22 protein-coding genes, 2 tRNA genes and 1 riboswitch are annotated in these 24,561 nt (G+C 59.4%); of the genes, 12 read left to right on the forward strand and 12 right to left on the reverse strand.

All coding sequences use genetic code 11. From position 1 onward, the window contains the following. Positions 1-966 carry an ImpA family type VI secretion system protein gene (locus tag GKN89_RS05170; protein ID WP_074053768.1) on the reverse strand — a complete coding sequence of 322 codons (966 nt, stop codon included), beginning with the start codon at positions 964-966 and terminating at the stop codon, positions 1-3. 1,678 nt (positions 967-2,644) lie between these two features. Between GKN89_RS05170 and GKN89_RS05175 the strand changes: the two genes are divergently transcribed. Continuing rightward, entirely contained in the window at positions 2,645-3,079 is a 435-nt protein-coding gene (locus GKN89_RS05175) for a DoxX family protein (protein ID WP_019452514.1), read from the forward strand. 49 nt (positions 3,080-3,128) lie between these two features. Here the strand turns inward: GKN89_RS05175 and GKN89_RS05180 are convergent, their stop codons facing one another. The 5 genes from GKN89_RS05180 to GKN89_RS05200 all read right to left on the reverse strand — a co-directional run bounded on the left by GKN89_RS05180 (position 3,129) and on the right by GKN89_RS05200 (position 7,603). After that, on the reverse strand, positions 3,129-4,091 hold the full coding sequence (locus GKN89_RS05180) for a hypothetical protein (RefSeq protein ID WP_025160317.1): 963 nt from the start codon (positions 4,089-4,091) through the stop codon (positions 3,129-3,131). A 282-nt stretch (positions 4,092-4,373) separates the two neighbouring features. Then, a complete protein-coding gene (locus GKN89_RS05185; RefSeq protein ID WP_154746463.1) occupies positions 4,374-5,006 on the reverse strand; it encodes a helix-turn-helix domain-containing protein in 633 nt (210 codons plus the stop codon). A 119-nt stretch (positions 5,007-5,125) separates the two neighbouring features. After that, complete coding sequence (locus tag GKN89_RS05190; RefSeq protein ID WP_063918632.1) at positions 5,126-5,596, reverse strand: MarR family winged helix-turn-helix transcriptional regulator; 471 nt, start codon at positions 5,594-5,596, stop codon at positions 5,126-5,128. Continuing rightward, positions 5,586-7,073: a UbiD family decarboxylase gene (locus tag GKN89_RS05195; protein ID WP_154746464.1), complete on the reverse strand. Its 1,488-nt coding sequence runs from the start codon at positions 7,071-7,073 to the stop codon at positions 5,586-5,588. The genes GKN89_RS05190 and GKN89_RS05195 overlap by 11 nt, the downstream gene beginning before the upstream one ends. Positions 7,074-7,513: 440 nt before the next feature. After that, a tRNA-Ser gene (locus GKN89_RS05200) sits at positions 7,514-7,603 on the reverse strand. Between the two features lie 92 nt (positions 7,604-7,695). Between GKN89_RS05200 and mtfA the strand changes: the two genes are divergently transcribed. Both mtfA and GKN89_RS05210 read left to right on the forward strand, forming a co-directional pair. Continuing rightward, entirely contained in the window at positions 7,696-8,496 is an 801-nt protein-coding gene (gene mtfA / locus GKN89_RS05205) for a DgsA anti-repressor MtfA (RefSeq protein ID WP_154746465.1), read from the forward strand. 99 nt (positions 8,497-8,595) lie between these two features. Next, positions 8,596-8,671 (forward strand) — tRNA-Asn (locus tag GKN89_RS05210). 54 nt (positions 8,672-8,725) lie between these two features. On the opposite strand, the gene gap is transcribed toward GKN89_RS05210, so the two are convergent. The 4 genes from gap to GKN89_RS05230 form a co-directional block, all read right to left on the reverse strand. Then, positions 8,726-9,736, reverse strand: a complete 1,011-nt coding sequence (gene gap / locus GKN89_RS05215) for a type I glyceraldehyde-3-phosphate dehydrogenase (RefSeq protein ID WP_154746466.1) — start codon at positions 9,734-9,736, stop codon at positions 8,726-8,728. 77 nt (positions 9,737-9,813) lie between these two features. Further along, positions 9,814-10,788: a GlxA family transcriptional regulator gene (locus GKN89_RS05220; protein WP_154746467.1), complete on the reverse strand. Its 975-nt coding sequence runs from the start codon at positions 10,786-10,788 to the stop codon at positions 9,814-9,816. A gap of 126 nt (positions 10,789-10,914) precedes the next feature. Further along, a complete protein-coding gene (locus GKN89_RS05225) occupies positions 10,915-11,649 on the reverse strand; it encodes an SDR family NAD(P)-dependent oxidoreductase (RefSeq protein ID WP_154746468.1) in 735 nt (244 codons plus the stop codon). Between the two features lie 13 nt (positions 11,650-11,662). Beyond that, a complete protein-coding gene (locus GKN89_RS05230; protein WP_063917911.1) occupies positions 11,663-12,685 on the reverse strand; it encodes an LLM class flavin-dependent oxidoreductase in 1,023 nt (340 codons plus the stop codon). A gap of 149 nt (positions 12,686-12,834) precedes the next feature. After that, positions 12,835-12,937, forward strand: a riboswitch (TPP riboswitch). 62 nt (positions 12,938-12,999) lie between these two features. Here GKN89_RS05230 and tenA point away from each other — a divergent pair. The 7 genes from tenA (at position 13,000) to GKN89_RS05265 (ending at position 18,609) form a co-directional block, all read left to right on the forward strand. Beyond that, positions 13,000-13,683: a thiaminase II gene (gene tenA, locus GKN89_RS05235; protein ID WP_154746469.1), complete on the forward strand. Its 684-nt coding sequence runs from the start codon at positions 13,000-13,002 to the stop codon at positions 13,681-13,683. Further along, positions 13,680-14,420: an ABC transporter ATP-binding protein gene (locus tag GKN89_RS05240; protein ID WP_154746470.1), complete on the forward strand. Its 741-nt coding sequence runs from the start codon at positions 13,680-13,682 to the stop codon at positions 14,418-14,420. The genes tenA and GKN89_RS05240 overlap by 4 nt, the downstream gene beginning before the upstream one ends. Beyond that, positions 14,417-15,184: an ABC transporter permease gene (locus tag GKN89_RS05245; RefSeq protein WP_019452502.1), complete on the forward strand. Its 768-nt coding sequence runs from the start codon at positions 14,417-14,419 to the stop codon at positions 15,182-15,184. The genes GKN89_RS05240 and GKN89_RS05245 overlap by 4 nt, the downstream gene beginning before the upstream one ends. Before the next feature lie 35 nt (positions 15,185-15,219). Next, on the forward strand, positions 15,220-16,155 hold the full coding sequence (locus GKN89_RS05250; protein WP_154746471.1) for an ABC transporter substrate-binding protein: 936 nt from the start codon (positions 15,220-15,222) through the stop codon (positions 16,153-16,155). Positions 16,156-16,264: 109 nt separating this feature from the next. Next, positions 16,265-17,176 carry a LysR family transcriptional regulator gene (locus tag GKN89_RS05255; RefSeq protein ID WP_049242366.1) on the forward strand — a complete coding sequence of 304 codons (912 nt, stop codon included), beginning with the start codon at positions 16,265-16,267 and terminating at the stop codon, positions 17,174-17,176. Between the two features lie 204 nt (positions 17,177-17,380). Then, positions 17,381-17,779, forward strand: a complete 399-nt coding sequence (locus tag GKN89_RS05260; RefSeq protein WP_049242564.1) for a cupin domain-containing protein — start codon at positions 17,381-17,383, stop codon at positions 17,777-17,779. A gap of 5 nt (positions 17,780-17,784) precedes the next feature. Continuing rightward, positions 17,785-18,609: an aldo/keto reductase gene (locus GKN89_RS05265; RefSeq protein ID WP_154746472.1), complete on the forward strand. Its 825-nt coding sequence runs from the start codon at positions 17,785-17,787 to the stop codon at positions 18,607-18,609. Here the strand turns inward: GKN89_RS05265 and GKN89_RS05270 are convergent. After that, on the reverse strand, positions 18,602-19,345 hold the full coding sequence (locus tag GKN89_RS05270; RefSeq protein WP_154746473.1) for a transporter substrate-binding domain-containing protein: 744 nt from the start codon (positions 19,343-19,345) through the stop codon (positions 18,602-18,604). The genes GKN89_RS05265 and GKN89_RS05270 overlap by 8 nt on opposite strands. A gap of 284 nt (positions 19,346-19,629) precedes the next feature. Here GKN89_RS05270 and opgB point away from each other — a divergent pair, with 284 nt between their 5' ends. Both opgB and GKN89_RS05280 read left to right on the forward strand, forming a co-directional pair. Next, positions 19,630-21,933 (forward strand): phosphatidylglycerol--membrane-oligosaccharide glycerophosphotransferase, encoded by a 2,304-nt coding sequence (gene opgB, locus GKN89_RS05275; protein ID WP_154746474.1) that lies wholly within the window; start codon positions 19,630-19,632, stop codon positions 21,931-21,933. A gap of 137 nt (positions 21,934-22,070) precedes the next feature. Then, positions 22,071-23,534, forward strand: coding sequence for an AMP nucleosidase (locus GKN89_RS05280; protein ID WP_019452498.1), 1,464 nt, complete (start codon positions 22,071-22,073; stop codon positions 23,532-23,534). A 36-nt stretch (positions 23,535-23,570) separates the two neighbouring features. On the opposite strand, the gene nac is transcribed toward GKN89_RS05280, so the two are convergent. Next, complete coding sequence (gene nac, locus GKN89_RS05285) at positions 23,571-24,494, reverse strand: nitrogen assimilation transcriptional regulator NAC (protein ID WP_019452497.1); 924 nt, start codon at positions 24,492-24,494, stop codon at positions 23,571-23,573. Positions 24,495-24,561: the final 67 nt, after the last annotated feature.

Below are 24,561 nucleotides of genomic sequence, written 5' to 3' on the forward strand. Positions count from 1 at the left end.
TTACTTCCCGGACAATTGATTTAACGAGGCCAGAGATTCCGGCAAAAGCTCCTCAACAATCGTCGCGAAGTCCATACCGATCATTTTTTGCGAACGTCGAATAAGAATGGGGGCCGGATGGCTGGGCTCATAGTTTTGGAAGTAGTCCAAAACCTGATCCAACAGCAAGATGACATCCTGCCGGGAACGGATATATTTGCCAGGCAGGGTGGCCGGCGTCTCCGCCGCTTCCGCGTCGGCCGGCGCAGCGCCGATATCCTCCGGCAACTCCTGTTGTTCAAGAGAAAGCAATTGACGGCTGAACAGCGTCAAATAGTCACGCACCTGCCGGCAGTCCAGCCGATAATCTTCGGCCTGCAGGTTGGCGTAGTTTTCCACGCGCTCCAGGGCATCTATTCCCCGAGACAGCTGTTCCTTTAATGGCGGCATGTTTCTGCCGGCAAAATAGCTGTCAGCCTGCCCCAACACTTTCACCACTTCCGAGAAATGCAGGCTTTTGCCTTCCTGCTCGTCAATTCGCATATTGAGCAGTTCATCAGTGGTTAACGGCGTGTCGGGGAAAATCTTGCTGTTCTTGATTTCGTGCAGGCAGGACGAGGTAGCGAGCCAGCCTAATGCGGCCGCATGAAAGCTGTCCGTCGCCGGCTCCATATCGGCCTGAGGGAAAATGGTGCTCCCCTCTTCGGCATATTTGCCGTCGATAGTGGTGATGCCCTGATAGACAGCCGAAAAACCATCGATATGAAGATTGGCGCGCATAAACCACAGCACGACATGCAAATCGAAGCACTGCTCAAGCAAGGCGGCAGATTGCTCGCGAATAGCATGCCAATTGATATCGCGTGCATTGTCCACGGCATTCAGCGGATCGGTTTGGCTGTCGAATTCCGATAACGTAAATTCAATTTCACTGTATCGAGGGTCAAATTCGACGCCGTTAACTGCTGTTGAGATGACTTCATTCATGGCCTGATATCCTTTTCATCAGCACTACAAACATAAAGCCTATAAAAATGGGCTTTTACATTCGCCAGTCTTTCCCAGAGTCCTTTTAGCCTAATTAGTCGTCACCAAGCCCGCAAATTGTTTAGATGTATTAATATTAACAACAATAATAGATTAAACCTATCAATAAAAACTCAGTGATCGGTTTAAACTATTTTACATTTACATATTTATTTTTTCATTTTAAAATCAATAAGTTGCAATCAATAATTATGCAAGCTAATAATAGGAAAAAAATCAAAAAATGCCCTAAAAACAACGTTTCCCTGTTGGTAGGACAATTCCAATAAAACACCAGAATACAAATAATTTAATAAACAAATGATAACCACAGTAAATAGTGAAATTTTTTCATAAAACCATGACAGCCATTCGTTTCTTGCGATCGAGCAGCACGCAATGATCAGCAGAGACGATGACAGTGTGACTTTCATTTCCAGCACTCAGTACTTACCCATACGAAACCTGGTGTGAAAATAAACAATTTGGCGAGAGTTTTGATTATTAATTTTAACGCTTTGGTACAAGGTTAACATTACGCCGTGGCGCACCGAACACGGTTTTAGCACGCAAACAGCGGGGTTGATAAAGCAACATTTTTTATAGTTAACCCACGGTAATGATCAGAGCAACTTAAGATTCAATGCTCTTTCACCTGCATGTTCTTTTGCAGCAGGCCAACACCGAAGCATCACGCGATAAAAGCGCCTACTTTGCTAAAGTGGTATAAACAATGTCATTTAACCTGACAGCTAAATAACCACCCAGCCCTTGCAACGGCGACACTTCTGTTAAGACCCGTGATCCGCTCCATGCTCAAGAGATGTTTTCCCAACTGATAAGACCACTAATTTGATACTAGCAAAGCCGAAACCAATATCAAGGGAAAATATTATTTTTTTAATAAAAAATTAACAAATGAATATACATTAATTAAACAATTCAATAACTTAAAAAAATGGTAATTCTATTATTTTTAGGCTGATAAAAATAGTTCACCAAAGTTTACAGCCGCTCATAATGCCAATCATGGAATCAGTCGGATTCTCTTCAGCGTTGAATTCCCATCAAAAAAAAAGAAAAAATCCAGAAATAAACTCAGCGCGAAGCATTTCACCCCACAGAATCAACTTTCGCAAAACAAAATAAGCAAGATAATTCCCAATAAAATTGCGAAAAAGAACCGCTAATTAGTTAGTCGTTCAAAATAAAAGCATGATTAACCCTATAGAGTTATATCGAGTGCGCGCCAAAGCCGTTTATTCATGAAGAAAAACCTTATTAATCTTTATGTTGTCGGCTATCCTCACGCATTGACACAGGCGTCACTCCTGAGGGCAAAAACAGATATGAAAGGAATGCGCAGCATCATAATAAGGTGATACCGGAAACGGCGCAGAGACTTTTTTTACCTCACGTTCAGCCTGTGTGGAAATGTTATTCCGTGTAATAAACCTGAACGCAACAGCCGCCCTCGTCCCCTTAAGCAAGGCGCACGCCGGGATGGCCCCCTCCTTTCCCCCTGGCTTCCAGGCGCAAATTCGATGCGAAGCCCACCCTTTTACTGATCCAGAACATCTTTCGCATTCACCCAATTGATATATTGATTGAAAATCATTCCTATTCAGGAGAAAAGGCCATGGTTAAGTCACTGAATGCGGCATTCACTCGTCTTTTTGATCGCCCGGATGCGGGCAAACTGGCGCTCAGACTGACCTTCGGCGGGCTGATGCTGTTTCACGGCGTGGCAAAAGTTCAGCATGGCGTCGGCTGGATCGCCGGCGCGTTGCAGGAGCAAGGGCTGCCCGCCTTCATCGCTTATGGCGTGTATGTCGGCGAGATCCTGGCGCCGATCCTGATCATCCTGGGGCTGTTTACCCGCCCCGCCGCGCTGGTTTACGCCTTTACGCTGGTGGTGGCATTTCTGATGGTGGGCACCGGCAAGGTATTCACCGTCACCGACGTCGGTGCCTGGGGGATTGAAAACGAACTGGTGTTCTTTATGGGCGGGCTCGCCATCCTGCTGCTGGGCAGCGGGAAATACGCGATCGCGCGGAATGAAGCCTATCGATAAGCCGTGCAATCAATAAGGAGGTTCTGAAGCGAACCTCCTCTCTGCGTACTTAAGGTTTGGCGAGCAGCGTGTTCGCCATGAACGACAGTAAGGCGGTCGCTTTAGGGTAAACCGCGCGGTTCTCGGTGACCGCGCGATCAAACCGCCAGTTCATGATGTAAACCACGGGTGCATGCGGATATTGGTTAATAAAATCCCAATACAATTGAATTTGCGCGTGCAGCTGCTGGTCATTCATTCCTAACGAGGCCGTAGAAGGCGGCACCAGCACCCACTTTTGCCCGGCTGCGCTTATCGGCGCCAGGCGATTGTAGGTACTCCACATATCCGCCACCGACCAGTTGTAGTTATCCACCCCAACCCAATCGGGCGTGCTTTTGACGTTGGCCGGGCACGCAGTCACGGGTGCGCCCTGCTGTATTTCACGGATCCATTCGGCGTTGTTGGCCTGCCGATAGGACAAGATAGTGTAGACGGGGATCGCGACCCCGTACTGCTGCATGGCCTGCCGTAGGGTGCATACATAGCTGGAATATTGGAAAGCGTCATATTTCCCCGCGGTCTGTAAGGCAGGAACGTCGAACGGCTCATCGATAAAATAAATGGCACCAGGCTTATATTTAGCTTCGGCGATCTTCTTGACTACCGTCCAGATGGCGTTCCAGGAACCTGCGGCCTGGCAGTTGCTGTTCGAGACCGCCCCAGGGCAGATATCGATAAACGGCGATCCCGATACCGCCCCCGATCCAGCCTGAATATTCACGGCGCAGGTGCCACCGGCGCAAACAGGCAGATTAAGACTTTCCATAGTGTGCACCACATTCAGATTGGTCATACTGAAGCCGGTGTCGGTAATCACCTTAAGCGCTTCTGTGGCGCTGAAAGACGGCGTGGCGGTTTCATAAAAGTCCAGCCAGTCATAGCCGTAATACTTGATATTGGCGTTGGGGCCCGCCGCCAGCGCATTGGCGCCGATCAGGCACCAGCACAGCAACGCAAAACGTTTCAACATATTCTTCTCCTTCAAACCCTCATCGATGTTAACCAACGGCGAGCGGCAAACGGCGCCGCCGGCCAGAGACACCATCGTGGCACGCGCCATCGGCGATGACCCGCCGTTTGCGTTGTGCTGCGGTAGAACAAACGATGAGTAGCTTTTTGGAAGATATCGCGTTGATTTTCTTAACGATCGACGAGGCGATGCAAGTAGAAAACGAGGGCTGCGCGCAAGGAGCCAAACTGCACTCAACGAGAATCAAGCATAAATATCAGACTGCGCGCCTGCCATCGGCGCTTAATGATCGACCAACCGGTACACCGGCACCTTGCGCGTCGTACCGGTCAGGGTATCGAAGATCTCCGTTTCCGCCGTCGCGATCGCCATGCCGGCTTTTCTTAGCCTGCGCACTTCGGCGGCGATGCGCTGTATGCCGAACCAGAACAGGCCGTCCAGCGCCGTGACCTGCAGTCCTTGATCCAGCGCCAGCTTGAGCCGCTCACGCGGCGCCTTGAGCGTTTTGGCGATTTCCCGGTAAGGCAGCGCGTCCACGCCCGACGCAGAGGTTCGATGAATACGGGTCGACAGGCCGTATTGGAAGGCCTCGGGCACGCCGCTTAAATCGCTTTTTAAGCTGTAAACGCAACCAAAGCGTTTGCCGTTGAACACCACATTTTTTTGACTGAGCGCCAGCTCATCACGCAGGCCGGCGATCAGCTGCGGCGCCCTGACCAGCAATAAACGGAAAGGCAATTCAAAACTGGTCACATAGTCCACGTTGAGCAGTGCAATGCGCAGGCGCTCTTCCGCCCCAGCCTGCGTCTGGCGACACTCGTTCAGCACCTCGCTCCACTGGTGCGCAAGCCGCGAGGTTTCATCCAGCGGCGCGAAGTGGTATTTCTCGATGTGGTAGTCGATCCTTTCATTCATGTCCGTTGGCCCCTGCGTCAGTCGTCAATGCCATCAGCAAATTACCTTACCCACGGGCAACAGTACAACACCGCGATGAGGTCACTCGGGAAATACGGCGCTGGCTTCGCCGGAACGGACTACGCGCTCTCGATGAACAGCATCATGCGTTGCAGTGCGTCATCCAGGGCACTGAGCCCGACGTCATCCAGACAGGCCATCAGCCGTGCGTCATAATCCGCCACCCGCTGTCTCGCCTGGTCAAAAATAGGGCGAGACGCCGGCATCACGCGCAGATATACCGCCCGCTTATCTTCCGGATCGGGGAAACGCGCAACCCATCCCCGGTTAACCAGTTGGGTGAGCGTGCGTCCAAGCGCAGTGCGATCGGTCTGCGAATGCGCTATCACATCGCTCATGGACACATCGCCCGGAAAGCTGTAGAGAATGCGCAACGCGCGCCACTCATGGAGGCTGAGCCCTTGTAAAGCCAGTAACGCAGACAGCCGTTTTTCACGGTGACGCACCACTTCCGTCATCTTATAAAGCGCGCCGTTGGGCAATCCCATCCCCCGTCGGCCACTATGTGCGCCTTTCTTTTCAGAATCCATACTGTTTCCAATTAGCTTCGACTTTTGCCCTGACCTGTTCCGGATAAGCATGTCTGAAAGAGGCCGTGCCCGCACGCGTTACTCCGCTGAACTGCTCAGGGAACAGACAGTTGATGATGGCTTTGCCGCCGCTGCCGCGCGCCTTGTCCTCTTCCGTCAGGTACGGCACCATCGGGAACTCGCGCACGCCAGGGAAAAGAAAATGATCGCGCGCCGGATGTGAACGCGTGGCCAGCGCCCAAACCACCTGATCGATATCGACAATATCAATGTCATTGCCGACCAGAATCAGTTTGGGGATCAGGTAGCCCGCATGCGAACCGAAGACGATCTCCGCGACCTTATCGGCAAAATCAGCAGCGTTGGTCTTCATGCCGGCCAGTTTTTCAATATCGATGGAGAGCACCGCCCAACAGGTTGCCGCCTCATAGGAACACCAGACAAAGTCGACGGGCAATGCCGCGCTCTGCAGGGTCTCCAGCAGCTGAGCCGAGATCATGGTACCCCAGATCGTATGATTTTCCTCCGGCGGCGTGCCTGCGACGCAAATAGGCAAAATGGGGTCATCGCGAAATGTCACCGCGTGCACATGGAACACCGGCTGTTCGTGGCCTTGCTGATGTTGATAGCCGTGATACTCCCCCATCGGCCCTTCCAACGCCGTCTCCGTCAGGCTGATTTCACCTTCCAGCACAATTTCCGCATTGGCCGGCACCCAGAGATCGTTGGTTTCCGCTTGGGTGAGCGTGACGCTTTTACCGAGCAGCGCGCCGACATAGTCCGGCTCACTGACGCCGGCCGGCAACGGCATCCCCGCCACCGCCACCGCGGCAGGCGGCGCCCCGAGCACCATCGCCCACGGCGTAGGTTTCCCCTCTCGGCGCCACATTTCACGGATCATGCCGATGTGTTGGGTGGGGATTGCCGGGCCGGTGAGACGATTGCGATCGAGCATCATGAGCCTGCCGACGCCCCAACTGTGCCACTGCCCGTCCGGGGATTGCACGACATGGAATCCGTAAGTGCCGAAGTAGCGCCCGCCATCCCGTTCATGCAGCAGCGGTACCGGGAAGCGTTCCAGATCAACCTCGTCGCCTCGCCAAATATTCTCTTTCACCGGCCCGGTCGAGCAGTAATCGGGGGCTAGCGGTTCCGCCTTCACCGCCCGGCGAATCGCCGCCACGATATCCCGCGGAGTGCTCTCCGGCGGCAGCCCGAAATGCAGGGCTAGACGAGAATAGGCGTATTCCGGCGAAGCGAGCATGCCGGCCGGCGCGCCGAGGATGCGGGCTCCCGGCATCGCGCCCGCCACATGATGAAATAGCGGAGCCGAGAGCCGTTGCTCGTAAACCCGGCGGCAGACAGCCGCTATCTCCAGATCGGCGGAGACTTCCTGATGCACGTCGACCAAATCTTTTCGGCGACGCAGCTCCTCAATGAAGTGGCGAAAATCCAGTGCGCAATCGAGCAAACTCATGTCAAGTCCTCCAGTCTCCAGGCGGTCAGCCCCTTCTATCGCCCTCGTTTCGGGCAGGAGACTGATCATTTATGTGCATGCGCACACATATTAGCGCGCGAGAAATCGCGTGTAAATAAACACCATTTTGGCAAGATTGGACCTGTTAGTAGACTGGCTTTGGCCGGCAGGCATGATCACCGTAGCCGTTTCATACGCTCAGCCTGATTGACAGGCCGCAGCCACGTTCTTGTCTCAAGCGCCGCATCGTATTTGAGCGCAACATAGCTCACAAAATGAAGAACATAATCGTAAAATGCTATTCGTTGATAATGCACGGGTTATAATGCGAAACGGGATGCCGACCAACGCAAACACGTTGCAAATCGAACGGTTACAGCGCATTAGACAGAAGAAAATGAAAAGGAATTTGAATCGATGGGTAATAACGCGGGGGGAAGTGGCGGAGAGAGGGGGATTTGAACCCCCGGTAGAGTTGCCCCTACTCCAGTTTTCGAGACTGGTCCGTTCAGCCGCTCCGGCATCTCTCCTGACAACGCTTGCTATCATGCCCGCTTTTGCGGCATTTTTACAGCACTAGCATGCAGCCGAACGTTCAAGTGATGACTTTACGAGCAACCTGATGATTAAATGGCCGTGGAAAGCGACTCAACCCTCTCACCCCCAGGCAGACATTCAGGCCCAGTGGCAGGACGCGCTGGCGATCCCGCTGCTCTCGCCGCTGGATGAGCAGGAGCGGCAGCGGCTGGTGGCCGTCGCCGGGCAGATTTTGCAGCAAAAGCGCATCGTGCCGCTGCAGGGGCTGCAGCTCACTTCACAAATGCAGGCGCGCATCGCCCTGCTGTTCGCCTTGCCGGTGCTGGAGCTCGGCGCGGAGTGCCTCGACGGCTTCAACGAAATCCTGCTCTACCCCACCCCGTTCGTGGTGGAAGACGAATGGCAGGACGAGATCGGCCTGGTGCACTCGGGGCCGGTGGTGCAGTCTGGCCAAAGCTGGGAACAGGGGCCGATCGTGCTCAATTGGCAAGACGTGCAGGACTCTTTCGATCTTTCCGGTTTTAACCTGGTGATCCACGAAGCGGTGCACAAGCTGGATATGCGCAACGGCGGCGTCGCCACCGGCGTGCCGCCGATCCCGCTGCGCGAGGTGGCTGCCTGGGAACACGATCTGCACGCCGCGATGGAAAGCCTGCAGGACGAGATCGACATGGTCGGCGAAGAGGCAGCCAGCATGGACGCCTACGCCGCCACCGATGCGGCCGAGTGCTTCGCCGTGCTGTCGGAGTATTTTTTCAGCGCCCCCGAGCTGCTGGCCGAACGTTTCCCGGCGCTGTATCAGCACTTTTGCCGCTTCTACCGCCAGGATCCGCTGGCGCGTCTGCTGCGCACCCAGGCGGAAAACGACGCGCAATGGGCTGATTGACGAGCGCATTGCTCAGATACCGAGCAGTCGAACCGCTCAAGGCAATTTAGCGTTGACACACCCGGGGCTGCTGGATATCATGCGCCCCGTTCACACGATTCCTCTGTAGTTCAGTCGGTAGAACGGCGGACTGTTAATCCGTATGTCACTGGTTCGAGTCCAGTCAGAGGAGCCATATTTAGAGAAGCCCGCTTAAGGAAACTTAAGCGGGCTTTTTGCTATTGGGCGTTTACAGCCCGCGTTTTTCCATCAGCAGCGCCAGATCGACCAACCGATTGGAGAAGCCCCACTCGTTGTCATACCAGGCAAGCACTTTCACCAGGTTGCCGCCGATGACCAGCGTGGACAAACCATCGATAATCGATGAGCGCGCATCGCCCCGGTAGTCGCTCGACACCAGCGGTTCATCGCTGTACCCCAGGATCCCTTGCAGCGGGCCGGACGCCGCCGCCGCGCGGAAAGCGGCGTTGATCTCCTCCACCGTCGCCGGGCGTTTCAGCGTCACCGTCAGATCGACGATCGAAACCACCGGCACCGGCACCCGCAGCGAGTAACCGGTCAACCGGCCGTCCAGATCCGGGATCACCTTGCCGAGCGCCTTGGCCGCGCCGCTGGAATAAGGCACGATCGACTCCGCCGCCGCCCGCGCGCCGCGCAGATCTTTTTCCGGCTGATCGTGCAGCGCCTGGCTGTTGGTATAGGCGTGAGTGGTGTTCATCAGCCCGTATTCGATACCGAACGCCTGATGCAGCACCTGCGCGGCGGGCGCCAGCCCGTTGGTGGTGCAGCTACCGTTGCTGACCACCTTATGCAGCGCCGGATCGTAGAGCGAGTCGTTAACGCCCATGACGATGGTGATGTCGTCGTTCTTGGCCGGCGCCGAGATAATCACCCGCTTGGCGCCGCCGTGCGTAATGTGCACTTCCGCTTTGGTCTTGTCGGTAAAGAAGCCCGTCGCTTCGATAACCACGTCCACGCCCACGCTGCTCCAGGGGATCTCGGCGGGATCGCGCTGCGAAAATACCTGAATCGGCCGGCCGTCCAGCAGCAGCTGGTTGTCGCCGGCTTCCACCCTGGCCGCCAGCGTGCCGGAAAGCGTGTCGTATTTCAGCAGGTGCGCCAGCGTTTTGCTGTCCGTCAGATCGTTGATCGCCACCACTTCGAAATCGCTGCGCCCCAGCGCCGCGCGCAGCACGTTGCGTCCGATCCTGCCGAAGCCATTAATGCCTACTCTCACCATGATGATCTCCTCGTTTTGGGCTTTGCCTCAAATCTAGCCCTGCCCCGAGGCGGCGTAAATGACGTTTACCAATCAATTTACGCCAAATTGCGCGCATGGAAGCGCTCACGGTATTCGCTCGGGGTCAACTGCAGTTTGCGTTCAAACACGCGCCGCAGGTTAAGGCCGTTGCCGAAGCCGGTGGCCAGGGCGACCTGTTCGATGCCTTCCGCACTCTGCTCGAGGCGCTGCCTGGCGGTATGCAACCGCCCCTCTTCGACGAATTTGGCGGGAGAAATGCCCGTCTCGCGGGTGAACACCCGGGTAAAGTTGCGCGGGCTCATCGCCACGCGCTCGGCCAACCGATCGACGCTGAGATCGTCGGCGAGGTTCTCCAGGATCCAGGACTGCAGGTCGCGGATCGGGCCCGGCGATTTGGCCTGGTTGAGCGGGTAGCGGCTGAACTGCGCCTGCCCGCCGGGGCGGCGCAGAAACATCACCAGGTCCTGTGCCACTTCGCGGGCCTGTACGAAGCCATAGTCGTCCTCCACCAGCGCCAGCGTCAGATCGAAGCCGGAACTGACGCCGCCGGAGGTCCAAATCGGCCCGTCCTGCACGTAGATCGGGCCGTTTTTGACCTGCACCTGCGGGAAGCGCGCCTGCAGCGTTTCCGCCAGCCGCCAGTGGGTGGTCGCCCGTCGTCCGTCCAGCAAGCCGGCCTCGGCCAGCAGCAGAGCCCCGCCGCAGACCGAGGCGATACGGCGCGCCTGCGGGGCCGCGCGGCGCAGCCAATCCGCCACCAGGGCGCCCTCTTCTTCGGTCGCCCCTTTGCCGGCGACGATGACGGTATCGCGCGGCAGGGCCGGGTCGAGATCCGCCAGGCGATGATCGGCCAGCAGGCTCAGACCGGACAGGCCGTGTACCACCCGATGGGATTGCGTGGTGGCGACCGCGATCTGATACAGCGGCGCCTCGGCAGGGCTCAGGCGATTGGCCTGCATCAGAATATCGGCGATGCCCGCCGCTTCGAACAGCATGCCCCCTTCGGGGACGATAATCAGAAATGTGTGCATGGCGATAATATAAATAACAATCAAAACAGGCCAGGCAACCACTGTATAAGAAAAGCCCCGTCGGTTCACCCTGCGGGCATAAAAAAGCCCGCCGATAACCACCGACGGGCCAGGAGAACGCGGCCATCAGGCCTGAGGCAAACTCACCTCGCTCACGCGCGCCAACTGCGCCAGCAGCGCCGTTTGAAACGCCTCGTCGTGCACCGCCGCATGAGGATCCAACCGCTGCTGATGGTGCCAATAACCGCCGGAAACCAGGGCCTGCGGCTCATCACTGCTCACCAGCCACGCCTGCGTCACGTGTCCCAGCGCCAGATCGTCGGGCGCGTCCGCGCCGCCCATTTTGGTCGGCACCCAGCCGGGATCGACTGCGCTGCTGATGACGCCGGGCCACAGGCGCGCCACGGCGGCGGCCAGCGCGGTGACGAACAGCTTGCTGTCCGAATAGGAGCCGGCTGCGCCGCCAAGCCAATCCACGCCGTTCAGTTCCGCTACGCCGTCAAAGTGCATGCTGCTGCTCAGGTAGACGATGCGATCGGGGCGTTCGATCAGGGCCGTCAGCAGATAGGGCGCTATCACGTTCACCGGCATCACCTGCGGCCCGGTGAACATGCCGGCGTTGTGGATCACCGCATTCGGGCGGCCGAGGCGATTCACCTGCTCGGCGACCTGCCGGATCTGCTGCACCTCGGACAGGTCGCCAATCACCGCCTGCGCGCCCTGATCCAACAGATCGCGCACTGCCTCCAGACGGCCGGGGGCGCGCGCATGCAGGATAACCTGATGCCCTTCGTCCAACAGCGTTTGCGCGGCAGCGCGGCCCAGCCCGTCCACCGAGCCGGTAATGAAAATACGTGACATGCCAGTCCTCCGTTTAGCGCCAGCCGAGCGCCGGCGCGACATGGGTTAGAATCGATTCGATAACGTGGGCGTTGTAATCCACGCCCAGCTGGTTAGGCACGGTCAGCAGCAGCGTATCCGCTTCGGCGATGGCCTCGTCCTGCGCCAGCTGCTCGATCAGCGCGTCCGGCTCGGCAGCATAGCTGCGGCCGAAGATCGCCCGGGTCTGCGCGTCGATATACCCCAGCTGATCGCCCTCTTTGCCACCGCCGCCGAAGTAATTGCGATCCCGCTGATCCACCAGCGCAAAGATACTGCGGCTCACGGAAACCCGCGGCTCGCGCGCATGGCCGGCCTCTTGCCAGGCGGCGCGATAGGCGCGGATCTGCTTGGCCTGCTGGATATGGAAGGGTTCGCCGGTCTCGTCGTTCTTGAGCGTCGAGCTTTGCAGGTTCATACCCAGCTTCGCCGCCCAGACGGCGGTCGCGTTCGAACCGGCACCCCACCAGATGCGATCGCGCAGCCCGGCGGAAAACGGCTCCGGCCGCAGCAGCCCGGGCGGATTGGGGAACATCGGCTGCGGATTGGGTTCAGCGAACCCTTCGCCGCGCAGCGCTTCCAGAAAGACTTCGGTATGGCGGCGGGCCATGTCCGCGTCGGTTTCCCCCTCGGCCGGGGCATAGCCGAAATAGCGCCAGCCGTCGATCACCTGCTCCGGCGAGCCGCGGCTGATGCCGAGCTGCAAACGCCCGCCGGCGATCAGATCCGCCGCGCCGGCGTCCTCCACCATATACAGCGGGTTTTCATAGCGCATGTCGATCACGCCGGTGCCGATCTCGATGCGTTGGGTTTTGGCGCCGATGGCGGCCAGCAACGGGAATGGCGATCCCAGCTGGCGCGCGAAGTGGTGCACACGAAAATAGGCGCCGTCCGCCCCCAGATCTTCGGCGGCGACCGCCAGATCGATAGACTGCAGCAGCGCATCCGCCGCTGAACGGGTGCCGGACTGAGCGGAAGGCGACCAGTGGCCAAACGAGAGAAAACCAATCTTTTTCATCAGGAATCGTCCTCAAAGGCAAAACATAGGCCTACAGTGACAAAAACCGCGCGCTCTGCGCCAGCAAAATCGCCCCCGATCGCACTAAACGAACCGATTGCCGCGCCGCCGCCCGACGATTGTAATCAAAAAACAAATGTCGTATAACAAGCAGCTCCGAGGGGTGTCCTGTTACGGGCTGAGATGGCGTAAGCCGAACCCTTTGAACCTGATCTGGGTCATGCCAGCGAAGGGACGGTTAGGCAACAACGCAATCACCCGTTGCCTGTTCATACCTCAGCGTGCCCGGATCTCCACTGACTCAAGGAGGTCCCATGTCCATCACCACCCTGTTCGAAAGCGGTCTTTACGGCCGGCTGCGGCAACAAGCCGGCAGCCACTGGCAGGACTACGTCGATCACCCGTTTCTGCAGCAGCTGGCTGCCGGCACCTTGCCTGAACGCGCTTTTCGCCGCTACCTGACCCAGGACTATTTGTTCCTGCTGCACTTCGCCCGCGCCTACGCGCTGCTGGTCAGCAAGCTGCGCACCCTGCCGGAGATGCGCGCCGCCACCGCCTCGCTCAACGGCATCGTCGCCGAACTGCCGCTGCACGTGGCCTACTGCGCCGAATGGGGGCTGAACGAAGCGCAGATCGCCGCCCAGCCGGAAGCGGCGGAAACCATGAACTACACCCGTTACGTGCTGGATATCGGCCATGCCGGCGACGCCCTCGATCTGCTGGCCGGCCTGCTGCCCTGCGTGGCCGGCTATGCCGAAATCGGCCTGCGGCTGCTGCACGATCCCGCCACCCAGATGGAGGGCAATCCTTACGCCTCCTGGATCCGCAACTACGGCGACGAGGGCTATCTGGCCGGCGTACGCGCCGCCATCGAACTGCTGGAAACCGTTGGTCAGCAGCGCGGCGCACAGGATCGCTTCACCGAGCTGGCGCAGATTTTCACCACCGCCACCCAGCTGGAGTCGGCATTTTGGCAGATGGGGCTGAACGCCTCATGACCTCCCCGCTTCTCCCGCCCGGTATCCAGGTGCGGGATCTCAGCCTGCGTTTCGGTCAGCACATAGTCTTCGACCGGCTGAGCTTCGATATCGCCGGCGGCAGCTTCGTCGCCCTGCTCGGCGCCAGCGGTGCCGGCAAAACCAGTTTGCTGAAGATCATCGCCGGGCTGGCGCAGGCCAGCTCAGGCACGGTGAGCGGCAGCGACGGCCTGCCGATCGCCGGGCGCATCGCCTACATGGGGCAGAAAGACCTGCTCTACCCCTGGCTGACTATCGAGGAGAACGTCGCCCTCGGCTCGCGGCTGCGCGGCGAAGCGCCGGATCGGGCGTGGGCGGCGCACCTGCTTGAACGCGTAGGCCTGGCCGCGCATGGCCGCAGCCTGCCCGCCGCGCTGTCCGGCGGCATGCGCCAGCGCGCCGCCATCGCCCGCACGCTCTACGAACGCCAGCCGATCGTACTGATGGACGAGCCCTTTTCCGCGCTGGACGCCATCACCCGCGCCGAGATCCAGAGCCTGGCCGCCGAGCTGCTGGCGCAAAACACCGTGCTGCTGATCACCCACGATCCGATGGAGGCCTGCCGCCTGAGCCACCGCCTGCTGGTGCTGTCGCCCTGGCCGCTCGGTCTCGACGATAGCCACTGCATCAAAGGGCAGCCGCCGCGCGCGCCGGATGACGCCGACCTGCTGAAAAGTCAGGCCGAACTGCTGCAGCAGATGGTGAGGGCGGCGCAATGAATATCGCCAAAGAACGCGGGCTTACCCGCCTGCGGCGCGGGCTGACGGTGTTCGCCGGCCTGCTGCTGCTGTGGTGGCTGGCAGGGCAAAGCGGCATCCCGGCCTTTCTGCTGCCCACGCCGGGCGCGGTGGCGCAGGCGCTGTGGGACGGGCGCGGCTACCTCGCCTGGCACACGCTGGTCACCGCTTCGGAGATCGTCAGCGGGCTGGTTCTGGGCGTGTTGCTCGGTGCGGCGCTGGCGCTGTGCATGATCTTCTCACCGCGCCTGCAGCGTTGGCTGATGCCGCTGGTGCTCACCAGCCAGGCGATACCGGTGTTTGCCCTGGCCCCGCTGCTGGTGCTGTGGTTCGGCTTCGGCATGAGCGCCAAGGTGGCGATGGCGGTGCTGGTGATCTTCTTCCCGGTGGTGTCGGCCTTCTTCGACGGGCTGCGCCGAGTCAACAACGACTATCTCGATCTGGCACGCACGATGCGCGCTTCGCGCTGGGCGCAACTGCGGCACGTGCGGCTGATGGCGGCGCTGCCGGCCTTCGGCTCCGGCCTGCGCATGGCCGCTGCGGTCGCGCCGATCGGCGCCATCATCGGCGAATGGGTCGGCTCGGCCGAAGGGCTGGGCTACGTGATGCTGAACGCCAACGCGCGCATGCAGACCGACGTCTGCTTCGCCGCGCTGTTTATTCTAGTGCTGATGACCGTGTTGCTGTGGGCCGCGGTGGATGCGCTGCTGCGGCGCCTGATCGCCTGGGCGCCGGAAAACGACTGATGATTGCAAACATAACCAGGGATAAAGGAACGACCATGATTAAACATACCCTCTGCGGGCTGTTGCTCGGCGCCGCCATCACCGGCCAGGCCGGCGCGGCCGAGAAATTGACGCTGGTGCTCGACTGGTACATCAACCCCGATCACGCGCCGATTATGGTGGCCGAGCAGATCGGCGCCTTCAAGGCCGCAGGGCTGGACGTCAAGATCGTGCCGCCGTCCGATCCGGCGCTGCCGCCGCGGCTGGTGGCCGCTAAACAGGCCGATCTCGCCATCACCTATCAGCCGCAGCTGCACTTCTTCGCCGATCAGGGCCTGCCGCTGATGCGCGTCGGCACGCTGATCAACACGCCGCTGAATACGGTGATCGCGCTGGACAAGAACATCGCCTCGCCGGCGGATCTCAAGGGCAAAACGGTGGGTTACTCGGTCAGCGGCATCGAACAGGCGACGCTGGCCACCATGGTTGAACACGAGCATCTCAAACCGCAGGATATCAAGCTCATCAACGTCAACTTCCAGCTGACCAGCGCCCTGCTGGCGGGCCAGGTCGATGCGGTGATCGGCGGCTACCGCAACATCGAAGCGCTGGAGCTCAAGCTGCAGGGTAAAGAACCGGTGGTGTTCAACGTCGAAGATTACGGCGTGCCGGCCTACGACGAGCTGATCATCGTCGCCAACCGCGATGCGGTGAACGAGCCGAAAATTCGCAAATTCCTCGCCGCGCTGAAGCAAGGCAGCGACTACCTGCACGCGCACCCGCAGGACACCTGGCTGGCGTTTGCCAAGGCGCACCCGGAGCTGAATACCGAGCTGAACAAGCAGGCCTGGCAAGCCAGCCTGCCGCTGTTTGCGCGCGATCCGGCCAAGCTGGATCGCGCGCGCTACCAGGCTTACGAGCAGTTCCTGTTCGACAACAAGCTGATCAAGAAAATCACCCCGGTAGAACAGTACGCGGTGGAGCTGGACTAACGAGCAGCAACAGCCGCTGCAGGCATGCTGCGGCTGTTCGCTTCGGTTGCGATACCCTGTACGCCGGGCTTATCATCAAACCCTTTCGAACAGAAACAGTGGGACGAAAATGGCCACGTTCACCCGGGCAGAACTCGCCGAACTCAATGTGTTCTCTACCATTTGCCGAAAGAAAAGTTTCCGGCTGGCGGCGGCGGAACTCGGCGTCAGCACTTCGGCGCTCAGCCACACCATGCGTTCGCTTGAAGAGCGCCTCGGCGTAAAGCTGTTGAACAGAACCAACCGCTCGGTCGTCCCTACCCCGGCAGGCATGGCACTGGTAACCGAACTCGATCGGGGATTCGACTACATCAAATCCGCCCTATCGACGCTGGAACAGTATCGCGATGAACCCATTGGCCACCTTCGCTTGAATATTCCGCATGATGCGCTCGATTTGCTCATCGCCCCTGTCATGGAAAGCTACGCCCAAACACATCCTAAAATAGCGCTGGAAGTGGCCGTCAATAACCATCAGGTAGACATCATCAAAGAAGGTTTCGACGCCGGCATCAGGTATGGCGAGATCATCCCCAAGGACATGATTGCCGTTCCTTTGACCGGCAGTCTGAAATGGGTTGTCGCCGCAGCGCCAGCCTATCTGGCAAAGCATGGCGCGCCAGGTTCGCCGTCGGAGTTGAAAGATCACAGTTGCATCAATATGCGATTGGGAGACGGTGCGGTTTATCAATGGGAATTGGGCAACGATGAAACGTATTGCCGGTTGTCGGTGAACGGGCAATATACTTTCAGTGAAACCTCAATGATCATCAAAGCGGCGCTCGCCGGGCTGGGGTTGGCCTACTGTCTGGAAATGCAAATCGATGAACACTTGCGCACTGGTGAATTGCAATGCGTCATGCCCCATTGGTCGCATCTCAGCGCCCCCTTTATGATGTACTACCCCAGCCGTCGCCAGTTGCAACCTGGATTGCGGCCTTTGATTGCGCTGATAAAAGCGCAGCATCGCTCCCTTGGTTGATATCGGCTCAACGCTCCGTCAAAAAACATTCAACGCTTTGTATAGTATTCTGTCAGTGATATGCGGGAATGTCGGAATAATGATGTTCGTCCGCATGCAATATTATCCTGCCTGGGATAAAACATAGCCACACCACCGCTTGAGCCATGAATGTTTTATTTCAGTGACCGGTTAATCACGCCCATCATTTACAGTGAGTGCCGTATGAACGCATTATATTTTGACCTGGAAGAAAGGAAAAAACACTTTCCTGACACCGCCGACTCTCTGATCGTCGATATGTACCTTGAAGATTCGCCACAGGGCAGCGTCCGCCTGTTCCGCGTCTATGCCGAGGTTCCCGCACACTACCACAAACAATGTGATGAAATCTTGATCATCGTGGAAGGTGCGCTGGAGTTTCAGGCCGGCAACGATGCAAAAAGAGTTTTAGCCGAAAACCAAATGGTGATATTTAAGCGAAACACCGTTCACAGCATCAAACCTTTTAACGGCAAGCCCGTTTATTTTTTATCTATCGATACACCTCGTCGGGAAGCCTCTGACGTGCACTTTATTAATCCTGCTCATGAACATTTAAAATTCATCAGCCATATTGGGTAATGAATATGCGTAATTCACAACACCTGTTCACCAATGACGGTAACGCGATACCTGCCATCGGATTCGGCGTCTGGCAGTCGCGAGGAGATGAATTGATCGGCGCCGTTCAATGCGCGCTTGATGCGGGCTACCGCCTCGTCGATACGGCCGCAATCTATGGCAACGAATCTGAAGTGGGCACCGCAATAAAAGCTGCAGACGTGCGCCGGGAGGATATCTTCGTCACCACCAAGTTATGGAACGATCGGCATGACGACGTTGAGAACGCTTTCAACGAAAGCTTGACCAAGCTCGGTTGCGACTATGTCGATCTGTATTTGATTCACTGGCCGGTATCCGGGCAAAACCAGTTCGTTTCTGCCTGGAATGCCATGATAAAACTCCGTGACAGCGGGCGAGTCAAAAATATCGGGGTAAGCAACTTTTCCATCGAGCAGATATGCCGCCTGGAAACTGAAACCGGTGTTCTGCCTGCCGTCAATCAACTGCAAATTCACCCGTTTAATCAGCAACGAGAATGCGTTGATTGGTTACACGCCCACGGGATTGTTACTCAAGCCTGGAGCCCGCTCGGCCACGGCAACCAGAATATATTGACCCACCCCGTCATCTTGAAAATTGCCGAACAGCAGCATAAAACGCCGGCCCAGATCGTATTACGCTGGCTGTATGAAAACCAAATCATTGCGCTGCCGAAGTCCAGCACGCCGCAAAGAATACGGGAAAATATTGATATCTTCGACTTTAACCTATCGACATCCGAACTTTCGGCAATAAACGAACTGGATCGCGGCCTCAATGTCGGCAACGATCCCGACGCGTTCAGGTAGTCGAGGCGGCCGGCGGCGCCACCGTCACCTCGCCCTGGCCGCTGCGCTGCAATGCCGCCTTCACCAACCCGTTGGCCTTGCAGCGTTCAATAAAGCCGTTCACATAGGCGGCGCCCTGCGTTTTTTGCCGCGGCACCGCCATCGCCTGACGGATGGCGGTGAAATGCTCCTCCAGCACCCGGTAGCCCGGATGGGCGGCCGCGGCGGCCAGCAGCGGCTGACGCACGCCGGCCGCCGCCTCCAGCCCCCGTTCGAAAAACAGCGCGATCGCCTCGGCAGAGGTTGCCGCCCGCACCAGTTGCGCCTGCTGCAGCGTGCGCGATAAAAACAGGTCATACGCCGCCCCCTGGCCGACCGCAATGCGCACTTCCGGCCTGTCGAGCTGCGCCACCTCAAAGTAAGGCGCGTCGTTCGCCACCAGGTAAGTCCCCTCGATGATCACGTAGGGTTCGCTGAACGCAATCTGCGCCGCGCGCACCGGCTCGATGGCCATAAACGCCAGGTTCCAGGCGCCGCTGTCCAGATCGGCGAACACCTTGCCCGCCGCGTCATAGGTCACCAGCTCGAGCGTCACGCCCAGTTCCTGAGCCAGCGCGGTGGCCAGCTCCACCGAAGCCCCCTGCGGTTTGCCGCCGGCCCCCGCCTGCGCCAGCACCGGATTGCCGTAGTTGATCGCCGCGCGCAACACGCCTTGCGGGGCCAAATCCTCGAGTACCGCTGCGGAAATCGTCTGCATACTTCCTCCTGAATGGCTGATGGGCGCGCCGTCGTGGCGCTCATTAAGCGTAGAGCGAAACCTCCGACCAGCAAGCTTTCGCCGCCGTGGCCGCCGCTGGCGTGATTAACGTCACACTATCGTCATAAAAATGTACAATAGCCGCCGCTCGTCGGCCGTAGCGGGAGATCGCGCGTTGTTCCGCCGCCGGCAATAGGCTATACCCTTCACTTTTCGCGCCGCGGCACGGCCGGCGGCGCAGACCAGGGCAGCAACGTTTTTTCCAATCAGACAGGGTTTGGCGGATGGTTTTAGCAGTCGTTTCGTTTGTTCTCTTTTTGGCGTCGATTTTGATTTATCGCACCCGGGCCGCCGCCAACCGCTGGTGGTTCGCCATTTTGCTGACGCTGCTCGGCAGCTATCTGGTGCTGAACGTCATCCTGATCGCCAGCAACTACTTTACCGGCGACGGCATCACCGATGCGGTGATCTACACCGTCACCAGTAGCCTCAAGGGCGCCGGCGTCAGCAAATACGTGCTGCCGTTTATCGGCCTGCTGGCGGCGCTGGGGGGAATTTTCGCCGTGCTGGCCCGCAGCCTGCTGCGCCGCAAGGCCAAAGGCAGCAGCGTGGCCTACAGCGTCGTCGCCGTGCTGCTGGCGTTGTTTTCGGTCGGCACCACCCCGGCGTTTCAGGACATTTCGCTGCTGGTCAAGAGCCAGATCGTCGGCGATACCGCCGATTTCACCACCTACTACAAGGCGCCGAAAAAGACCGTGCAGGGCAAGCGGCCGAACCTGGTGTATATCTATGCCGAGAGCCTGGAGCGCACCTACTTCGACACCGAGCTGTTTCCCGGTTTGGCCGACGAACTGAATGCCCTGCGCGCCGACAGCATCGACTTCAGCAACACCCAGCAGCTGCCGGGTACCGGTTACACCATCGCCGGCATGGTCGCCTCGCAGTGCGGCATTCCGCTGTTCGCGCCCTTCGACGGTAACGCCTCCAGCGCGGTCTCCACCTTCTACCCGGAGAACGTCTGCCTGGGCGATGTGCTGAAGGCCGCCGGCTACAGCAACTATTTCTACCAGGGCGCCGAGCTGGCGTTCGCCGGTAAAGACACCTTCCTGAAATCCCACGGCTTCGATCACGTTTACGGCTTCAAAGAGCTGCGCGATCGGGTCGCCGATCCAAGCTATAAAAACGACTGGGGCTGGTACGACGACACCGTGCTGGACGTGGTGTACGGCAAGTTTGTCGAACTGTCCGAACAGCGCCAACCGTTCTCGCTGTTTACCCTGACCGTCGACACCCATCACCCGGACGGTTTTATCTCCGCCGGCTGCAGCAAGCAAAGTTACGCCTGGCAGAATAAGGACAACCGCTCGCTGAGCGCGGTGGCCTGCAGTCAGCAGCACATCGCTGCGCTGATCGACAAGATCAAACGCTCGCCGTACTTCAGCAATACCGTGATCGTGGTGTCTTCCGACCACCTGGCGATGAACAACACCGCCTACGACATTCTGACCAAGCAGAAGCGCCGCAACCTGTTCTTCATCATCGACGGCACCCGGCCGCAGGCGGAGCAGCGCCACGAAAAGCGCAGCACACTGGACAACGGCGCCACGGTGCTGGACGTGATGGGCGGCGACAACTACATCGGCCTCGGCCGCAGCAGCCTGTCGGCGCCGTCGCTGTCTACGGTGTTCCTGAACATCGAAGAGAAGATCAACGGCTGGAAACCGGCGGTGATCAACCAGTGGGGTCTGCCGAACCGCATCAGCGACTACAGCGTGGATACACGCCAGCGCAGCTTCAGCTTCTCCGGCGTCACCTATAAGGTGCCGTTCATCCTGCGGGTGGGCGATAACCGCATCGAACCGATGTTCAACGTCTATCTCTCCACCCCGCTGCGCAAGCAGCTGGCCGAGCTGGGGGCGGGGGAGAAATTCGTCTGGGTCGATAAATGCTACGAGATCGGCCGGGTCTGGGCGCCGCAGTTGGCGCTGAGCACCGACATCTGCGTGGCCTCAGGTACCCTGGCCTCGCCGCCGCAGATCGCGCAGGCCAGCGGCGAGCGCTTTCGCGGCAAGGTAAACTTTGGTGCCCCGACGGCGGACAGCGTCGCCGACTACCAAAACGCCGTCGCCCGCCTGCAGGTGGACGACGCGGCGGTGAAATACCGGGCGGACGCCATCGAGTTCATGCTGCCCGGCATGCCGGAACAGGTGAAGGCCATCACCGGCGTCTCCGCCGTCGAGGAATGGGGCCGCTGGTCCGACGCCAATCTGGCGCCGGCGGTGAACATCGATTACGTCGATCCGCTGCCTAAAACCTTCGATCTGGTGCTGCGCGCCCGCGCCTACGGCAACAACGTCGGCGAACCGATTTCGGTGCGCGTCGGCGACGAAGAGCATTTCGTGTCGCTCGGCGAACAGGACAGCACCGTCACCCTGCACTTCGATAACCCGCGCGGCGCGCAAAACATCAGCATTACACCGCCGGCGCCGACCGAGCCGAAAGAGAGCGCCAGCGGCGGCTTCACGCCGAAGAAACTGGGCATCGGCCTGGTGTCGCTGAAGGTCGAAACGGCCGACCCCGCTTCCTGATCCCCCTGCGCCGCGGGCGCGGTATTTTCTTTGCCGCGCCCGTCATTTCGACCAAGCTTTTACGCCTTTCTTCGGCTAACCTGTGACGGTGAAACGCCGCAGCCCCGCCACAGAGCCGGGACATCCAAGGAGAAAGTATGAGCTATGCCCCACCTCGCAGTGGCCTCAGCGCCGATCAGGCACTCGATCAACTGGAAGCCCTGTATGACGCCGCGGTAGACGCGCTGCGTCAGGCGGTCAGCGACTTTATCAGCCACGGCACGCTGCCGGATCCGCAGGCGCGCGCCGCCGGGCTGTTCGTGTACCCCGAGCTGCGCGTCAGCTGGGACGGGCAGCAATCCGGCCCGAGCAAAACCCGCGCCTTCGGCCGCTTTACCCATCCCGGCAGCTACAGTACCACCGTGACCCGGCCGCAGCTGTTCCGCCACTATCTGGCCGAACAGCTGGCGATGCTGGAACACGATTACGCCGCCCATATCGAAGTAGCGCCGTCACAGCAGGAGATCCCGTTCCCTTATGTCATCGACGGCTCCAGCCTGGCGCTCGACCGCTCAATGAGCGCCGGCATCGCCCAGCATTTCCCGACCACCGAGCTGGCGCAGATCGGTGACGAAACCGCCGATGGCCTGTACCACGCCACCGACAATCATTTCCCGCTGTCGCATTTCGATGCGCTGCGCGCGGACTTCTCGCTGGCGCGCCTGCGGCACTACACCGGCACGCCGGTGGAGCATTTCCAACCGTTCGTGCTGTTCACCAACTACACCCGCTATGTGGACGAGTTCGTACGCTGGGCCTGCGCGCAGATCGCCGATCCGGCCAGCCCATATATCGCGCTCTCCAGCGCCGGCGGCGCCTACATCACGCCCGAAACCAGCGCGCCCGAGCAGACGGTGTCCGATCTGGCCTGGAAAAACAACCAGATGCCGGCCTATCACCTGATCTCGCGCACCGGTCAGGGCATCACGCTGATCAACATCGGCGTCGGCCCGTCCAACGCCAAGACCATCTGCGATCACCTGGCGGTGCTGCGCCCGAGCGCCTGGCTAATGATCGGCCACTGCGGCGGCCTGCGCGAAAGCCAGGCGATCGGCGACTATGTGCTGGCCCACGCCTATCTGCGCGACGATCACGTGCTGGACGCGGTGCTGCCGCCGGATATCCCGATCCCGAGCATCGCCGAGGTGCAGCGCGCCCTGTATGACGCCACCAAAATGGTCAGCGGCATGCCTGGCGAAGAGGTCAAACAGCGCCTGCGCACCGGCACCGTGGTCACCACCGACGACCGCAACTGGGAGCTGCGCTACTCCGCTTCGGCGCGCCGCTTCAACCTCAGCCGCGCGGTGGCGGTCGACATGGAGAGCGCCACCATCGCCGCCCAGGGTTACCGCTTCCGGGTGCCGTACGGTACACTGCTGTGCGTCTCCGACAAACCGCTGCACGGCGAGATCAAACTGCCGGGCCAGGCCAACCGCTTCTACGAAGGGGCGATCTCCGAGCACCTGCAGATTGGCATCTGCGCCATCGATCTGCTGCGCGCCGAGGGCGATCGCCTGCATTCGCGCAAGCTGCGCACCTTCAACGAACCACCGTTCCGCTAACGGTGCACAGGCCCGCTGCGGCGGGCCGTTTTTTCCTCAACGCACCAGCGCCAGCGCGCGCTTCTCCTGGCTGCGGCCGCCGGCGATCGACAACAGCAGGTCTTTCACCAGCAATGCCGGGGCGGACAGCGCCTGTTGGCCCGACATGCACAGCGACAGCGGCACCGACATCGTCGGCGCATTGATGCGCGCCATCCAGGCCTTGGCCGGGCCGATCATCGCGCGCGCCACCGATTCCGGCAGCACGGTCGCCCCCAACCCGCTGGCGATCGCGGCGCTCAGCGCGCCCGAGGATTCAATCTCTCCCACCACGTTGATCGCCAGTTTGCGCAGCGCCATCGCCTCTTCCAGCTGGTTGCGCACCGCATCCCCCTCGCGCGGCAGAAACAGGTTCAGCCGCGCCACGTCCAGCAGCTCGACGCTGTTGCCGGGATGCGGCACCGCACGCGTCGCCACCAGATAGAGATCTTCCCGCATCAGCGCGATAGCGTGCTGACCGGCGGGCATTTTGGCGCCGTAGATCATCGCCATATCCAGCGTCTGATTGGCTACCTGCCCGGCCAATGCCGCGCCGCTGTTTTCATGCAGGCTGAGCAGAATGCCCGGCTGCTGATCGCGCAGGGTCTGCAGCAGCGGCAGCGCCAGCTGCGCCGCAGTGCTGCCCGACGCCAGCCCGAGAGACACCTGGCCGCTCATCGCCTGCCCGGCGCTGTTGACCGCGCTCTGCGCCTGTTCGCACTGGCGCAGGATGGTCTGCGCGTGGGCATAGAGAATATTGCCGGCCTCGGTCGGCTGCACACCGCGCTTGGTGCGGATCAGCAGTTGCTGTTTCAACTCCCCTTCCAGCGTTGCCAATTGCTGGCTGAGCGCCGGCTGGGCGATATGCAACACCTCCGCCGCCTGGGTCAGGCTGCCAATATCGACGATTTTCACGAAGTACTTCAGACGTCTGAAATTCATAGTGCCTCCAGCGAGCCGCTAAATTGAGAATGCCGAAATCCGGTTATTCAATCGCAGCAAGATCCGG

This window comes from Serratia sp. YC16 (assembly GCF_009707615.1).
Lineage (GTDB): Bacteria > Pseudomonadota > Gammaproteobacteria > Enterobacterales > Enterobacteriaceae > Serratia > Serratia surfactantfaciens.

Bases quoted from the DNA above. Each gene is read 5' to 3' on its own strand.
- tenA (WP_154746469.1), top strand. From the start codon at position 13,000: ATGTCCATCACCACCCTGTTCGAAAGCGGTCTTTACGGCCGGCTGCGG.
- GKN89_RS05170 (WP_074053768.1), bottom strand. From the start codon at position 966: ATGAATGAAGTCATCTCAACAGCAGTTAACGGCGTCGAATTTGACCCT.
- GKN89_RS05195 (WP_154746464.1), bottom strand. From the start codon at position 7,073: ATGAGTTTGCTCGATTGCGCACTGGATTTTCGCCACTTCATTGAGGAG.
- GKN89_RS05175 (WP_019452514.1), top strand. From the start codon at position 2,645: ATGGTTAAGTCACTGAATGCGGCATTCACTCGTCTTTTTGATCGCCCG.
- mtfA (WP_154746465.1), top strand. From the start codon at position 7,696: ATGATTAAATGGCCGTGGAAAGCGACTCAACCCTCTCACCCCCAGGCA.
- GKN89_RS05180 (WP_025160317.1), bottom strand. From the start codon at position 4,091: ATGTTGAAACGTTTTGCGTTGCTGTGCTGGTGCCTGATCGGCGCCAAT.
- GKN89_RS05265 (WP_154746472.1), top strand. From the start codon at position 17,785: ATGCGTAATTCACAACACCTGTTCACCAATGACGGTAACGCGATACCT.
- GKN89_RS05225 (WP_154746468.1), bottom strand. From the start codon at position 11,649: ATGTCACGTATTTTCATTACCGGCTCGGTGGACGGGCTGGGCCGCGCT.
- opgB (WP_154746474.1), top strand. From the start codon at position 19,630: ATGGTTTTAGCAGTCGTTTCGTTTGTTCTCTTTTTGGCGTCGATTTTG.
- nac (WP_019452497.1), bottom strand. From the start codon at position 24,494: ATGAATTTCAGACGTCTGAAGTACTTCGTGAAAATCGTCGATATTGGC.
- GKN89_RS05270 (WP_154746473.1), bottom strand. From the start codon at position 19,345: ATGCAGACGATTTCCGCAGCGGTACTCGAGGATTTGGCCCCGCAAGGC.
- GKN89_RS05245 (WP_019452502.1), top strand. From the start codon at position 14,417: ATGAATATCGCCAAAGAACGCGGGCTTACCCGCCTGCGGCGCGGGCTG.
- GKN89_RS05255 (WP_049242366.1), top strand. From the start codon at position 16,265: ATGGCCACGTTCACCCGGGCAGAACTCGCCGAACTCAATGTGTTCTCT.
- GKN89_RS05260 (WP_049242564.1), top strand. From the start codon at position 17,381: ATGAACGCATTATATTTTGACCTGGAAGAAAGGAAAAAACACTTTCCT.
- GKN89_RS05230 (WP_063917911.1), bottom strand. From the start codon at position 12,685: ATGAAAAAGATTGGTTTTCTCTCGTTTGGCCACTGGTCGCCTTCCGCT.
- GKN89_RS05185 (WP_154746463.1), bottom strand. From the start codon at position 5,006: ATGAATGAAAGGATCGACTACCACATCGAGAAATACCACTTCGCGCCG.
- GKN89_RS05250 (WP_154746471.1), top strand. From the start codon at position 15,220: ATGATTAAACATACCCTCTGCGGGCTGTTGCTCGGCGCCGCCATCACC.
- GKN89_RS05280 (WP_019452498.1), top strand. From the start codon at position 22,071: ATGAGCTATGCCCCACCTCGCAGTGGCCTCAGCGCCGATCAGGCACTC.
- GKN89_RS05190 (WP_063918632.1), bottom strand. From the start codon at position 5,596: ATGGATTCTGAAAAGAAAGGCGCACATAGTGGCCGACGGGGGATGGGA.
- gap (WP_154746466.1), bottom strand. From the start codon at position 9,736: ATGGTGAGAGTAGGCATTAATGGCTTCGGCAGGATCGGACGCAACGTG.
- GKN89_RS05240 (WP_154746470.1), top strand. From the start codon at position 13,680: ATGACCTCCCCGCTTCTCCCGCCCGGTATCCAGGTGCGGGATCTCAGC.
- GKN89_RS05220 (WP_154746467.1), bottom strand. From the start codon at position 10,788: ATGCACACATTTCTGATTATCGTCCCCGAAGGGGGCATGCTGTTCGAA.